The sequence below is a fragment of the Frigoribacterium endophyticum genome (assembly GCF_011759585.1).
Classification (GTDB): Bacteria; Actinomycetota; Actinomycetes; order Actinomycetales; family Microbacteriaceae; genus Frigoribacterium; species Frigoribacterium endophyticum.
In genome coordinates this window covers 1122069-1135736 of the sequence record NZ_JAAOYV010000001.1, presented here as the reverse complement: position 1 = coordinate 1135736, position 13668 = coordinate 1122069, and the positions used below count along the sequence as shown (strand labels likewise).

Below are 13668 nucleotides of genomic sequence, written 5' to 3'. Positions count from 1 at the left end.
GCGTCAGACGCGGACGAGCACCGTGCCGGCTATGCGGTCGTGGAGGCCGCGCTGGTCGAGGTCCCACACCACGGCGGGGACGACGAGGGCGACCAGGAGCGTGCGGACCAGCGGGCGCCAGAGACCGACCGCTCCCCCTCGCATCGGCACGAGGCGCATGCCCAGGGCGAGGTGGCCCGGCGTGCCCCCGAGGGTGACCAGGAAGAGCACCTGCACGACGACGAACACGGCGGTGATGGCGAGGCCCTCACCGTCGAAGAACGCGTACGCGACGACCGAGGCGAGGGCCCAGTCGATCACCAGGCCGCCGACCCGGCGCCCGAGGCGCGCGATCGACCGCGGCCCCTCTCGCGGCAGGCCGAGACGCTGGCCCGGCCACTCCTGGCGGCCGTCGGAGCCGCCCTGGCCGGAGGGCGCGGCGGGCTCGGACGGAGGTCGGCGGATGGAGTCGGGCATGGCGTCGAGCCTACCGACCGGCACATGCGTAACATGCCGGAAACACGAGGGACACCGCAGCGAAACCCCTCGCCCATACCGTCGTCAGTGGCTGCGTCCCGCTGGCCGATCCGTTCCACACCATTGGAGAGACATCTAGATGTTCACTGATTCTTCCGAGGTGCTGAAGTTCATCAAGGACACCGACGTCAAGTTCCTCGACATCCGGTTCACCGACCTCCCCGGCGTCCAGCAGCACTTCAACATCCCCGCCTCCACGGTCGACGAGGAGTTCTTCTCCGTCGGGCAGCTCTTCGACGGATCGTCCATCCGTGGCTTCGCCTCGATCCACGAGTCGGACATGCAGCTCATCCCCGACGTCACGACCGGCTACGTGGACCCCTTCCGGGCCGAGCGCACGCTCATCCTGGTCTTCGACATCTTCAACCCGCGGAACGGCGAGCTCTACAGCCGCGACCCCCGCCAGGTCGCCAAGAAGGCCGAGAAGTACCTCGCCTCGACCGGCATCGCCGACACGGCGTTCTTCGCGCCCGAGGCCGAGTTCTACATCTTCGACGACGTCCGCTACGAGGTCACGCAGAACGCGAGCTTCTACAGCGTCGACTCCGAGGAGGGCGCCTGGAACACCGGTCGCGTCGAGGAGGGCGGCAACCTCGCCAACAAGACGGCCTACAAGGGCGGCTACTTCCCCGTCAGCCCCGTCGACAAGACGGCCGACCTCCGCGACGACATCAGCCTCAAGCTGATCGACTCCGGCCTCGAGCTCGAGCGCGCGCACCACGAGGTGGGCACGGGCGGCCAGCAGGAGATCAACTACAAGTTCGACACGATGGTCCACGCGGCGGACGACATCCTGAAGTTCAAGTACATCGTCAAGAACACCGCCGAGCAGTGGGGCAAGGTCGCGACCTTCATGCCCAAGCCGCTCTTCGGCGACAACGGGTCGGGCATGCACACCCACCAGTCGCTCTGGAGCGACGGCAAGCCCCTGTTCTACGACGAGAACGGCTACGGCGGTCTCTCCGACGTCGCCCGCTGGTACATCGGCGGCCTGCTCAAGCACGCTCCGGCGGTGCTCGCCTTCACCAACCCGTCGATCAACTCGTACCACCGCCTGATCCCCGGCTTCGAGGCCCCCGTCAACCTGGTCTACTCGGCCGGCAACCGGTCCGCGGCGATCCGCATCCCGATCACGGGCACGAACCCGAAGGCCAAGCGCATCGAGTTCCGCGTCCCCGACGCGGCCTCGAACCCGTACCTCGCGTTCGCCGCCCAGCTGATGGCGGGCCTCGACGGCATCCAGAACAGGATCGAGCCGCACGAGCCCGTCGACAAGGACCTCTACGAGCTGCCCCCGGAGGAGGCGAAGAACATCCCCCAGGTGCCCGCCTCGCTCGACGCGGCCCTGCTCGCGCTCGAGGCCGACCACGAGTTCCTCACCAAGGGCAACGTGTTCACCGAGGACCTCATCGAGACCTGGATCGCGTACAAGCGCGACAAGGAGATCCTGCCCATGGCGCAGCGTCCCCACCCGTTCGAGTTCGAGATGTACTTCGGCGTCTAGCTCACGAGCGTTCTCCGCGGAGGCCCGCACCCCCTGGGGTGCGGGCCTCCCGTCGTTCCCCAGCCCGTGTCGCCGCCCGGCGCACCGGCCGGGGGCACGCGGACGGGCCGCCCTCCCGGAGGAGGACGGCCCGTGATCGCCGTGCGGCGGCTGGCTCAGGCCGGGATCGCCACCGGCGACAGCGCCTGGCGACGCGCAGGGACGCGTCGGCTGCCGAGCGGCCGGACCTCCCAGCCGGCGCTCGCCCAGACCTCGGCGTCGAGCGCGTTCCGGGCGTCGATCACGACGGGGTTGGCGGCCAGCTGCGCGAGGGGCAGCGGCTCGGCCCCGACGAACTCGGGCCACTCGGTCAGCAGGAGGACGGCGTCGGCGTCGGTCACCGCCTCCTCGATGCTGTCCGCGAACGACAGCGTGGGGAAGCTGCGCTGGGCCGTCTGCGTCGCCTCGGGGTCGACGACGAGCACCTGCGCACCGCGCAGGTGCAGCGCCGCGGCGACGTTGAGGGCGGGCGAGTCGCGGACGTCGTCGGTGTGCGGCTTGAAGGCCGCGCCGAGGACGGCGATCCGGCGGTTGAGCACGGAGCCGCCGCAGGCGTCGATGGCCTGGTCGATGACGCGCTGGCGCTGGGCCATGTTGATCTCGTCGACCTGCTGCATCAGACCCACCGCGCGGTGGGCGCCGAGCTCGTTGGCCCGGAACATGAGGGCGCGGATGTCCTTGGGCAAGCAGCCCCCGCCGAAGCCGAGGCCGGCGTTGAGGAACTTGCGGCCGATGCGGTCGTCGAAGCCCAGCGCGTCGGCGAGCGTCGACACGTCGGCGCCGGCGGCCTCGCAGAGCTCGGAGATCGCGTTGATGAACGAGATCTTCGTCGCGAGGAAGGCGTTGGCGCTGACCTTCACCAGCTCGGCCGTCGGCAGGTCGCACGAGATGACCGGCGTGCCGGTCGAGATGGGCTCGGCGTAGACGGCCCGCAGCACGGCCTCCGAGCGGCTGTCGGTGCCCCCGAAGACGATGCGGTCGGGGCGCAGGGTGTCCTCGACGGCGTGGCCCTCGCGGAGGAACTCGGGGTTCCAGACGACGTCGGCCGAGATGCCGGCGGGCAGGACGCCCGCGACGATCTCTCGGAGCCGCGCCGCCGTGCCCACGGGCACGGTCGACTTGCCGACGATGAGGCCGTCGTGGCTCAGCGAGCGGGCCACGGCCCGGGTCGCCTCCTCCACGTAGGTCAGGTTCGCCGCGTGGCTCCCCCGCCGCTGGGGCGTGCCCACGCAGATGAAGTGGACGTCGCTGAGGGCGACGGCCTCGGCGAGGTCGGTGGTGAACACCAGCCGGCCGGAGTCGACGTGCTTGACGATCAGCTCGGGCAGGCCGGGCTCGAAGAACGGGACGCGGCCCTGGGCCAGCGCCTCCACCTTCGAGGGGTCGGTGTCGACGCCGATCACGTCGAAGCCCATCTCCGCCATGGCGGCCGCGTGGGTGGCGCCGAGGTAGCCGGTGCCGATGACGCTGATGCGCGGCCGGGCGGAGTCGGCGGAGGTGACGGGGGCGTCGCTGTCGAAGGGGGTGAGGTCGTCGGTCATGATGCGCTCCTGAGGATGGTGGGGGCTGCAGGGAGGGAGGAGGGACGGGCGGGGCCGGTCACGGGAGGGTCCGGAGGTCGAAGCCCGTGTCGCGCCGGGCGATGCCCTCGCGGAAGGCCGTGATCGAGTCCTGTCGGGAGACGATCCGCCAGTCGTTGGTCAGGTACGACCCGGACGCGACGGTGGTCGCCGTGAGGTTGAACCAGGCGAAGCCGACGATGTCGTCGTTCGCCGGGTCGGCCAGGGTGTCGAACAGCGAGTCGATCCACCGGGGCTTCTGGGCGGCCTTCGTCGTGCCCAGCTCGGCCGCGCCGATCTCGGCGAGGACGATCGGCTTGTCGGTGATGGCCCGCAGGTAGCCGAGGGTCTTGCCGAAGGTGCCGTCGAAGTCGCCGGTCTGCGGCGTCTCGGCGTTGCTGCGGAGGTAGCCGGTCATGCCGACCCAGTCGACGTAGTCGTCGCCGGGGTAGAGGCTCGCGGTGTACTCGAGCGTGCGGTTCTTGGTCGGCACGCCCTCCACGCGGGTGGGAGCCCAGACCCAGGCGACGAGGTCGTTCGCCCCCTCGCGCTCGAATACGTCGTGCACGTGGCGCCACATCTCTCGGTACTGGCCGGGAGTGTTGTTGTTGACGCCCTCGTCCCACGGGTACCAGTTGCCGTTCATCTCGTGGTCGAGACGGATGGCGAGGGGCAGCCCGGTGGTCTTGATGTCCTGGGCGTACTTCGTCAGGTACGCGTCGAACTCGCCGTCGATGATCTTGCCGAGCTCGTAGTCGGGGTCGACGACCTGGTCGTTGGCCGCCTTCAGCGGGCGCGACTCCCAGGTGAGGAAGGGCAGGTCGCCCTTGGCCCACGCCCGGGTGACCGCGTTCGGGTCGAAGTCCTGGTCCCAGCCCTGGAAGTACCCCGCCATGTTCGGCTGCGCGCCGACCTTGCTGCTGACGTCGTCGAACTCGGACCAGCTGAAGGGCGACTGCGTCGTGTAGAGGCCGAAGTAGCGCGACTCGGGCTGGATGATGCTCGCCAGCGACGGCGCCGTGACGGGCTGGGGGGCCGCCGGGGTCCCGCTGCCGGTGCCGGAGCCCGAGCCGCTGCCGTTGCCGGAGCCCTTGCCCCCCGACCCCGTGGCGCCCTTGGCGCCCGAGAAGGCGGCGGCGCCGGACCCGCCGGCTGCCGACCCTGCGGCCGTCGATCCGCCGTCGGCCGCGGCCTGCGCCTGGTCGAGGGCGCTCTGCGCCGAGGCGAGCTTCGCCTGCGCCGCGGTCAGCTGCCCCTCGGAGGTCCAGGCCTGCTGCTGCACGTCGGCCAGGGCCGTCTTGCTGTCGGCCAGCTGCGCCTTCGCGCTCACCAGCTGGTCGAGCAGGGCCGACCGGTCGGCCTTCAGCTCGGCGACGTCGGACGGCGAGGCGCCCACGGCGGTCTGCACCGCGCTGCGCACGGCGTTGTCGGACGGGGATATCCAGATCAGCCACGAGATCATGGCGAGCAGGACGACGACGGCGGTGGCGCCGAGGCCCGTGCGGCGGGCGTTGCCGTGGGACTGCGCCCACCAGGCTCCCGACTGCACGTGCGCCGGGGCGACGAACTTCTGTGCGGACTCAGACAATGAAGAGCACCTCCAGGGCGAGGATGACGGCACCGATCAGGTACGGGAAGCCGGCTTTGGGGTTGAGGCGACGACGGGGAGGCGCGGCCACGCGGGCCGGGGAGGTCGCCTCCGCCAGCGCGGTCGCCGTGCTGGTCGTGACGGCGTCGCCGGGGCGGGCGTCCACGGCCGTCTCCGCGCGGTGGCTGCGCACCATGACCGCGCCGCGGTCACCGTCGCGCACCGTGGTGGAGTCGCCGGTCGGGCCGGCCGTCGAGGTGGACGGTCCGAAGTCGAACAGGGTGTCGACGCCGGGGTCGGCCTCGCCCCGGAACTCGCGCTCCAGCACGTCGAGGGAGTCGTCGGCCCCCACGGCCTGGACCTGGGCCTGCACGGCGTCGTCGGCCGCGCCTCCCCCGTAGGCACCGGCACGGGTGCCCCAGCCGCTCGCGTGGCCCATGCGGAAGAAGCCGATGACGCGGATGGGCATCAGGAAGAACGTCGACACGATGATGAAGACGGGCAGGCGGAAGAAGTCCGAGGGCTTCTCGGCGAGGTGGCGCATCTGGCGGATCGCCATGCTCAGCACGGAGGAGAGGACCATCAGCACGATGATGCTGATGAGCCCGGTCGAGACGCCGTACTCGGCGAGGATGCCGCGGTAGAGGTTGACGCCCTGACCGGTGATGCCGCGGTAGACCCAGCCGCCGATGACGCCCATGAGCATGAACGGCAGGATGATGTCCATCGCGAAGAAGAAGGCGAGCATCGGAGCGTGGCCGAGCATCCACGGCATCATCCGGAAGGTGTTGTACTGGCTGCCGCGGGCCCAGCGGAGCTGCTGCTTGAAGAGCTTCTTCACCTGCAGGGGCGCGTCGGTGTAGACGAGGCTCGTGTGTTGGTAGACGGTGCGGTAGCCCTCCTTGAGCGTGAGGTTCGTCAGGGTGCGGTCGTCGCTCACCTCGAGGAACACGCCCATGAACTTCTCGGTCATGAACTTGTCCATGACCCGCTCGAGGATGACGCGGCGGAAGGCGATGGTGCGGCCGGGGAGGCAGCCGATCTGGCCGAGCACGCTCTGGGCGGGCATCGAGTACAGGGCCCGCGAGTTCTCGAGCCAGTCCGCCCAGCGGGTGATCCAGCTGCGCTCGGGCTCGAGGATGCGCTGACGGGTGGTGACGCCGCCGACGTTGGCCTCGGAGAAGGGGCGGACGAGCTCGGAGAGCGTGCCCGGCGTCCAGACGGTGTCGGAGTCGACGAGCACCGTGATGTCGCCGCGGCTCAGCTCGGTGCCGATCATGACGGCGTTGCGCTTGCCGGGGATGGGCGTGTGCACCCAGCGCACGAGGGGCGCGTACTCGTCGCAGACCGCGGCGAGGTCGGGGTTCGGGGCGCCGTTGATGACGACGATGATCTCGCCGGGCGCCTGCTCGACCATGCGGCCGATGACGTCGCGGAAGAGGTCGAGGGGCTCGTCGACCACGGGGACGACGACGCTGGTCGTGCCGGTGAACTCGCCCGTCGAGGGGCGGTACCGGCGCGAGAGGACCACCTTGACGATCCACAGGACCCAGATGAGGGCCGAGTACACCGCGAACAGGTAGACCTCGGGGTAGCCGCCCGCCATGGAACGGATCTGAAGGATGAAAGTCAACACGATGGCCGCCTCGGAAGATGGGGGAACAGGGGGTGGCGTCCGCGTCGTCGGGGAACCTGGGTGTCGGGTGAGGCAATCTTCAGTCACCCTGCGGGTGCTCACAAGCCGTCACCTCTTCGGGGGCGTGCTCTCACCCCGTGGGGTACGGCACTTGTCCTCCCTCTGGTGTCAGGCGAAATGCCGACACCGGACAGCGACACGGCTGGCGCCCCCTGAACGACGGCCGTCGCCTCCCTCAGGGCTAGATCAGAGCCCGCCTCACGATCGGAGAAAAGCCCTCTGGACAGGGTTTTCGACAGGATCGACTGAAGCACCAAGAGCGAGTACCCGTGAACCTGAGAAGGACCTGTCAGACACGGGCCGTGCTCCCGCCGGCCACGAGCCCGAAACACGCCGGTCATCTCGGTCGGGGTACATCGGGTGATATCGGGGTACGCAGCGATCACCCGCGACGAATTCGTGCCTCACCCGCCGAGATCTGCATCCCGGGCGTGTCGCGCCTCAGCCCGTGGGGGTGGGAGCCTCGTCGAGGCCGTAGAAGCCCCGCTCGAAGACGGCCCGGGCACGCCGGGTCGCGGCGAGGTAGTCCTCCTCCAGCCGCGTCGCCGAGCCGGGCGGGTACTCCATCAGCCGCGCCACGCCCTCGAGCTGACGACGGTCGGTCGGCAGGACGTCGGACGTCCGCGACGTCCAGAGGACCCCGGCCGAGCGTGCGCGGGAGGCGATCACCCAGGCGTCGTGGAGCTTGCGGGCGTCCTCCGCCGAGACGAGCCCGGCCTCCTCCGCCGCCGCCAGGGCGTCGAGGGTCGAGGGCGTGCGGAGGGCGGGCACGGCGTGGGCGTGCTGCAGCTGGAGCAGCTGCACGAACCACTCGACGTCGCTCAGCGACCCCCGCCCGAGCTTGAGGTGCCGGGACGGCTCGGCGCCGCGGGGCAGCCTCTCGGCCTCGACGCGCGCCTTGATGCGCTTGACCTCCCGCACCTCCTGCTCGGAGAGCTCCGCGGGGTACCTCACCGTGTCGGCGACGGCCGTGAAGTCACGGCGCAGCGCCTCGTCGCCGGCCACGGCGCGGGCCCGCAGCAGCGACTGCGCCTCCCACGTGAGCGACCACCGGTCGTAGTAGGCCCGGTAGGAGGTCAACGACCGCACCACGGGCCCGCTGCTGCCCTCCGGGCGCAGGCCGGCGTCGAGGTCGAGGGGCACGAGGGAGTCGGCGGTCAGTCGGTTCAGCTCCGCCACGACGCGCACGGCCCGGCGGTGGGCGGTCTCGTCGCCGTCCGGGGCCCGGTAGACGTAGAGCACGTCGGCGTCCGAGCCGAAGCCGAGCTCGCGGCCCCCGTAGCGCCCCATGGCCACGACGGCGAACTCGATGTCGCCCGCGTCGCGCCGCGCGAGGGCGAGGGCGCCCGTGATGGCGGCCGTGGTCACGTCGGTGAGCCCGGCCGCCAGCTCGTCGATCGTCATCAGGCCGAGGATGCCGCCGATGGCGAGGCGGAGGACCTCGCGTCGGCGGGCGTTCCTCAGGACCGCGGCCCCCGCCTCCGGGGTGTCGTGACGGGCCAGGGTCGCGTGCGTCTCGTCGAGCAGGCTGGCGAGGCTACGGGGGCGCAGCTCGTCGTCGTTCTCGAACCAGACCGCGGCCTCGGGGGCGCGCTCGAGGAGATCCGCGACGAAGCGCGACGTCGACAGGACGGTGGTGAGGCGGTGCGCCGCCCCGGAGGAGTCGCGGAGCATGCGGAGGAACCAGTAGGACTCCCCCAGCCCGTCGCTGAGCCGACGGAAGGCGAGGAGGCCGAGGTCCGGGTCGGTGCCGTCGGCGAACCACTGCAGCATCGCCGGCAGGAGGTGGCGCTGGATGCTCGCGCGGCGGGAGACGCCGCCCGTGAGGGCCGCGATGTGCCCCAGCGCGCCCCGCGGGTCGGCGAAGCCGATGGCCGCGAGCCTCGCGGCGGCCTGGTCGGTGCTGAGGGCCAGTTCCTCCTCCGGCCGCGCCGCGACGGCGGAGAGCAGCGGGCGGTAGAAGAGGCGCTCGTGGAGGGTGCGCACGCGTCGCTTGACGCCCTGCCACGCCTCGACGAGCTCGCGGGCCGAGCCGGCCAGGCCGGTGCCGCGGGCGAGGGCGCGGAGGTCGTCGTCGTCGGTCGGCATCAGGTGCGTGCGACGCAGGCGGGAGAGCTGGATGCGGTGCTCGAGCAGCCGGAGGACGCGGTAGTCGCGGTCGAACTCCGCCGCCTCCGCCCGTCCGACGTAGCCCCGGCGGGCGAGCGCCGACAGGGCCGCGAGGGTCGAGCGCTCCCGGACGCCGTCGTCGGCCTGGCCGTGCACGAGCTGGAGCAGCTGGATCGTGAACTCGACGTCGCGGAGGCCCCCCGGCCCTAGCTTGAGCTGACGGTCGACCTCGTCGGCGGGGATGAGGTCGGTGACGCGCTCGCGCATCCGCTGCACCGACTCGACGAAGGCCTCGCGGGAGGCCGCGGACCAGACGAAGGGCGCGATGCGCTCGACGTAGCGCTCGCCCAGCTCGCGGTCGCCGGCGATCGGCCGGGCCTTGAGCAGCGCCTGGAACTCCCACCCCCGGGCCCAGCGGTCGTAGTACGCCACGTGCGAGTCGAGGGTGCGGACTAGCGCGCCGTCCTTGCCCTCGGGGCGGAGGTTCGCGTCGACCTCCCAGAGCTCGGGCTCGATCGACAGGTCGGAGACCGCGCGCACGGCGTGGACCGCGAGGCGGGTGGCGATCTCGACGGCCCGGCCCGGTTCGAGCCCGTCGGCGCCCTCGGCGACGTACACGACGTCGACGTCGCTGAGGTAGTTGAGCTCGCGGGCGCCCGTCTTGCCCATGCCGATGACGGTGAAGCGCGTGCGGGCCACGTCAGCGGCGGGGTAGGGCACCTCGCGCCGGGCGACGTCGACGGCGGCCTCGAGGGCGGCGCCGGCGAGGTCGGCGAGGGCGGCGGCCACCTCGGGCAGGACGGCGACCGGGTCGGAGGACTCGAGGTCCCAGGCCGAGAGCCGCAGGAGGTGGTGGCGGTACCGGCGACGGAGCGCGACCGCGGCGTCGTCGCCGACCAGCCCGGCGACGGCGGCGAGGAGGTCGTCGACGTACTCCTCCGGTGAGGGAGGCGCGGTGAGGGGAACGAGGAGGCCCGCGAGTTGGTCCGGTCGTCGCGTCAGGAACTCCGCGAGGCCCGACGACGCCCCGAGCACGCGCACCAGGCGGGGCCCGGCTCCGCCGTCGAGGAGCCGGGAGACGCCGCCGGCGTCGCGCTCGACGAGCCGCTCGAGGTGCCGGAGCGCCGCGTCGGGGTCGGGAGCGCGGGTGAACGACGCGACCAGCGACTCCGCCCGGGGCTCCTCGGCGACCAGCCGCTCGATGCGGTCGCGGGCCTCCCGCAGCTCCGCGAAGCCCAGCCGGGCGAGCTCGGACAGTCCGGTGCTCGGGCGGGTCATGACGGTCGGGCGCGCGGACTGCGGCGCGGGCTAGAGGATCTCGAGGTTGGAGCGCAGCTCGTACGGGGTGACCTGGGCCCGGTAGGCCTTCCACTCCTGGCGCTTGTTGAGCAGCACGTAGTTGAAGACCTGCTCGCCCAGCGTCTCGGCGACGAGCTCGCTGTCCTCCATGATCGAGAGGGCGTGGTCGAGGCTGGCGGGCAGCTGCTTGTAGCCCAGCGCGCGGCGCTCGGCGTCGCTCATGCCCCAGACGTTGTCCTCCGCCTCGGTCGGCAGCTCGTAGCCCTCCTCGATGCCCTTGAGGCCGGCGGCCAGCATGAGCGAGAAGGCGAGGTACGGGTTCGCCGCCGAGTCGATCGCGCGGTACTCGACGCGGCTCGAGTTGCCCTTGTTCGGCTTGTAGAGCGGCACGCGCACGAGGGCGCTGCGGTTGTTGTGGCCCCAGGTCACGAAGCTCGGGGCCTCGTCGCCGCCCCAGAGGCGCTTGTAGCTGTTGACGAACTGGTTCGTGACGGCCGTGATCTCGGGGGCGTGCTTGAGCAGGCCGGCGATGAACTGTCGACCGATGCGGGAGAGCTGGTACTCCGCGCCCGCCTCGTAGAAGGCGTTCGAGTCGCCCTCGAAGAGCGACATGTGGGTGTGCATGCCCGAGCCGGGGTGCTGGCTGAAGGGCTTCGGCATGAACGTCGCGTAGACGCCCTGCTCGATCGCGACCTCCTTGATGACCGTGCGGAAGGTCATGATGTTGTCCGCCGTGGTGAGCGCGTCGGCGTAGCGGAGGTCGATCTCGTTCTGGCCGGGGCCGGCCTCGTGGTGGCTGAACTCCACCGAGATGCCCAGGTCTTCCAGCATGCGCACCGAGCGACGACGGAAGTCGTGGGCGGTGCCGCCGGGCACGTTGTCGAAGTAGCCGGCGGAGTCGACCGGCTGGGGGCCCTCCGGGCCGTGCTGGGCGCTCTTGAGGAGGTAGAACTCGACCTCGGGGTGCGTGTAGAAGGTGAAGCCCCGGTCGCCGGCGCGGGCGAGCGTGCGCTTCAGGACGTTGCGGGGGTCGGCGACCGCCGGCTGCCCGTCGGGCGTCGTGATGTCGCAGAACATGCGGGCCGTCGGGTCGATCTCGCCCCGCCAGGGCAGGATCTGGAACGTCGTCGGGTCGGGCTGCGCCAGGACGTCGGCTTCGTAGGAGCGGGTCAGCCCCTCGATCGCCGAGCCGTCGAAGCCGATCCCCTCGGCGAACGCCCCCTCGACCTCGGCCGGCGCGATGGCCACCGACTTGAGGGTGCCGATCACGTCGGTGAACCAGAGGCGGATGAACTTGATGCCCCGCTCTTCGATGGTCCGAAGAACGAAGTCTGTCTGCTTGTCCATGCACGGCCTTTCTGCTCGACGACCAGGCTAGTGGACGGGACGCGCGCCGCGGGGGCGCGGGCCCGGTCAGTCGTCGGCGGCGTCCTCGGCGTCGAGGCGGGCGTTGCGCTCCGTGATCGTCTGGATCGCGCGCTCCGCCTCCTCACGGGTGGCGTACGGGCCGGCGCGGTCGACGGCCGGCGAGACCTTGCCCTCCTCGACCTCGTGGGTGGTGATGTTGTACCAGTACTCGGGTGCCATGGCAGCAGGCTACCTCCGGGGCTCGGCCCGGGGCCGCCGGGTGCCCGCCGCTGCGCCCCGCGGACGACGTCTCCCCCTAAGGTGGACGACATGCCTCGGGACTCCCACGGACACCTGACCCCGGGCCGGATCTCAGCGCAGCGTCCGGTCCCCGCGTCGATCCCTCGACCGGAGTACGTGGGCAAGGCCGGGCCGGCGCCCTACACGGGCGGCGACGTGCACGACGCCGCGACCGTCGAGCTCATCCGCGAGAGCGGTCGCATCGCCTCGCAGGCCATCGACGCCGTCGAGGCGGCCCTCCGCCCCGGCGTCACCACCGACGAGCTCGACCGCGTCGCCCACGAGTTCCTCGTCGCCCACGGCGCCTACCCCTCGACCCTGGGCTACCGCGGCTTCCCGAAGTCGATCTGCACCTCGCTCAACGAGGTGATCTGCCACGGCATCCCCGACGACACGACCCTCGTCGAGGGCGACCTGCTCAACGTCGACGTCACCGCGTTCAAGGACGGCGTCCACGGCGACCTCAACCGCACGATGATCGTCGGCGAGGCGCCCCAGGCCACGGTCGACCTCGTCGACCGGACGCGGGAGGCCCTGCGTCGGGGAATCAAGGCCGTCGCGCCGGGCCGGCAGGTGAACGTCATCGGCCGCGCGATCGAGTCCTACGCCGCGCGCTTCGGCTACGGCGTCGTCCGCGACTACACCGGCCACGGCGTGGGCCGTGCGTTCCACTCCGGCCTGGTCATCCCGCACTACGACGCCCCGCAGTACGACGACGTCATGACCCCCGGCATGGTCTTCACCATCGAGCCGATGCTGACGCTCGGCGGCGTCGAGGCCGACATCTGGCCCGACGACTGGACGGTCACGACCCGCGACCGGTCGCTCACGGCGCAGTTCGAGCACACCCTCGTCGTCACCGAGCGCGGCGCCGACGTGCTCACCCTCAGCTGACCCCAACTCCGACACACTCCCCTAGGAAGGTTCCACCCGTGGCACAGAAGGCAGTGGGCATCGACATCGGCGGCACCGGCATCAAGGGGGCGATCGTCGACGTCGAGTCGGGCGAGCTGCTCACCGACCGCCTCAAGAAGCCGACCCCGGCCGGCGGCGAGCCCGACGACATCGTGGCCGTCGTGAAGCAGATCGTCGAGGAGCTCGGCGTCGACGACCTCGACGTGCCCGTCGGCGTCTGCTTCCCCGCCGCGATCATGGACGGCAAGACGCTGTCGGCCGCGAACGTGTCGAAGAAGTGGATCGACTTCGAGGCCGAGCGCCTCTTCGAGACCACCCTCGGGCGCGACATCCACTTCGTCAACGACGCCGACGCGGCGGGCTACGCCGAGACGCGCTACGGCGCGGCGAAGGGGGTCCCGGGGCTGGTGGTCATGACGACGCTGGGCACCGGGATCGGCACCGCGCTCATCAACGACGGCGTCCTCATCGTCAACGCCGAGCTCGGCCACCTCGAGATCGGCGGCAAGGACTACGAGACGAAGGCCTCGTTCGCCGCCAAGGAACGCGACGAGCTGAGCTGGAAGCACTGGGCCAAGCGCCTGCAGAAGTACTACTCGCACCTCGAGGCCCTGCTCTACCCGCGGCTCATCATCGTCGGCGGCGGCGTCTCGAAGCACCACCAGGAGTTCCTCCCCCTGCTCGACCTCCGGGCCGAGATCGTGCCGGCCGTGCTCCGCAACAACGCGGGCATCCTCGGCGCGGCGGCCCTCGCGGCGTCGTCGCGGCCCACGACCGCGGTCTGAACCGACGACGG

At 71.2% G+C, this 13668-nt stretch carries 10 protein-coding genes; 3 read left to right on the top strand and 7 right to left on the bottom strand.

The window, feature by feature from the left end:
• Positions 1-3: 3 nt before the first annotated feature.
• Positions 4-456 carry an RDD family protein gene (locus FHR77_RS05265; protein WP_167259107.1) on the bottom strand — a complete coding sequence of 151 codons (453 nt, stop codon included), beginning with the start codon at positions 454-456 and terminating at the stop codon, positions 4-6.
• Between the two features lie 139 nt (positions 457-595).
• Between FHR77_RS05265 and glnA the strand changes: the two genes are divergently transcribed.
• Complete coding sequence (gene glnA, locus FHR77_RS05260) at positions 596-2020, top strand: type I glutamate--ammonia ligase (protein ID WP_056054503.1); 1425 nt, start codon at positions 596-598, stop codon at positions 2018-2020.
• Between the two features lie 155 nt (positions 2021-2175).
• Here the strand turns inward: glnA and FHR77_RS05255 are convergent, their stop codons facing one another.
• The 6 genes from FHR77_RS05255 to FHR77_RS05230 form a co-directional block, all read right to left on the bottom strand.
• The gene (locus FHR77_RS05255) at positions 2176-3600 is read right to left on the bottom strand and encodes a UDP-glucose dehydrogenase family protein (RefSeq protein WP_056054500.1); all 1425 of its coding nucleotides are present in this window, start codon (positions 3598-3600) and stop codon (positions 2176-2178) included.
• Between the two features lie 58 nt (positions 3601-3658).
• Complete coding sequence (locus FHR77_RS05250) at positions 3659-5206, bottom strand: glycoside hydrolase family 26 protein (protein ID WP_167259106.1); 1548 nt, start codon at positions 5204-5206, stop codon at positions 3659-3661.
• The gene (locus tag FHR77_RS05245; protein WP_208380662.1) at positions 5199-6812 is read right to left on the bottom strand and encodes a glycosyltransferase; all 1614 of its coding nucleotides are present in this window, start codon (positions 6810-6812) and stop codon (positions 5199-5201) included. The genes FHR77_RS05250 and FHR77_RS05245 overlap by 8 nt, the downstream gene beginning before the upstream one ends.
• A 531-nt stretch (positions 6813-7343) precedes the next feature.
• On the bottom strand, positions 7344-10289 hold the full coding sequence (locus tag FHR77_RS05240) for a bifunctional [glutamine synthetase] adenylyltransferase/[glutamine synthetase]-adenylyl-L-tyrosine phosphorylase (protein WP_167259104.1): 2946 nt from the start codon (positions 10287-10289) through the stop codon (positions 7344-7346).
• A 30-nt stretch (positions 10290-10319) separates the two neighbouring features.
• On the bottom strand, positions 10320-11657 hold the full coding sequence (locus FHR77_RS05235) for a glutamine synthetase family protein (RefSeq protein WP_056054486.1): 1338 nt from the start codon (positions 11655-11657) through the stop codon (positions 10320-10322).
• 66 nt (positions 11658-11723) lie between these two features.
• The gene (locus FHR77_RS05230) at positions 11724-11897 is read right to left on the bottom strand and encodes a hypothetical protein (protein ID WP_056054483.1); all 174 of its coding nucleotides are present in this window, start codon (positions 11895-11897) and stop codon (positions 11724-11726) included.
• A 90-nt stretch (positions 11898-11987) separates the two neighbouring features.
• Here FHR77_RS05230 and map point away from each other — a divergent pair, with 90 nt between their 5' ends.
• Both map and ppgK read left to right on the top strand, forming a co-directional pair.
• On the top strand, positions 11988-12851 hold the full coding sequence (gene map / locus FHR77_RS05225) for a type I methionyl aminopeptidase (RefSeq protein WP_167259103.1): 864 nt from the start codon (positions 11988-11990) through the stop codon (positions 12849-12851).
• 38 nt (positions 12852-12889) lie between these two features.
• On the top strand, positions 12890-13657 hold the full coding sequence (gene ppgK / locus FHR77_RS05220; protein ID WP_056054479.1) for a polyphosphate--glucose phosphotransferase: 768 nt from the start codon (positions 12890-12892) through the stop codon (positions 13655-13657).
• The last annotated feature ends 11 nt before the right edge of the window (positions 13658-13668 follow it).

What these genes read in the sequence shown, in the direction of transcription:
- FHR77_RS05265 (WP_167259107.1), bottom strand. Translation starts at nt 456, where the DNA reads ATGCCCGACTCCATCCGCCGACCTCCGTCCGAGCCCGCCGCGCCCTCC.
- glnA (WP_056054503.1), top strand. Translation starts at nt 596, where the DNA reads ATGTTCACTGATTCTTCCGAGGTGCTGAAGTTCATCAAGGACACCGAC.
- FHR77_RS05255 (WP_056054500.1), bottom strand. Translation starts at nt 3,600, where the DNA reads ATGACCGACGACCTCACCCCCTTCGACAGCGACGCCCCCGTCACCTCC.
- FHR77_RS05245 (WP_208380662.1), bottom strand. Translation starts at nt 6,812, where the DNA reads ATGGCGGGCGGCTACCCCGAGGTCTACCTGTTCGCGGTGTACTCGGCC.
- FHR77_RS05240 (WP_167259104.1), bottom strand. Translation starts at nt 10,289, where the DNA reads ATGACCCGCCCGAGCACCGGACTGTCCGAGCTCGCCCGGCTGGGCTTC.
- FHR77_RS05235 (WP_056054486.1), bottom strand. Translation starts at nt 11,657, where the DNA reads ATGGACAAGCAGACAGACTTCGTTCTTCGGACCATCGAAGAGCGGGGC.
- FHR77_RS05230 (WP_056054483.1), bottom strand. Translation starts at nt 11,897, where the DNA reads ATGGCACCCGAGTACTGGTACAACATCACCACCCACGAGGTCGAGGAG.
- map (WP_167259103.1), top strand. Translation starts at nt 11,988, where the DNA reads ATGCCTCGGGACTCCCACGGACACCTGACCCCGGGCCGGATCTCAGCG.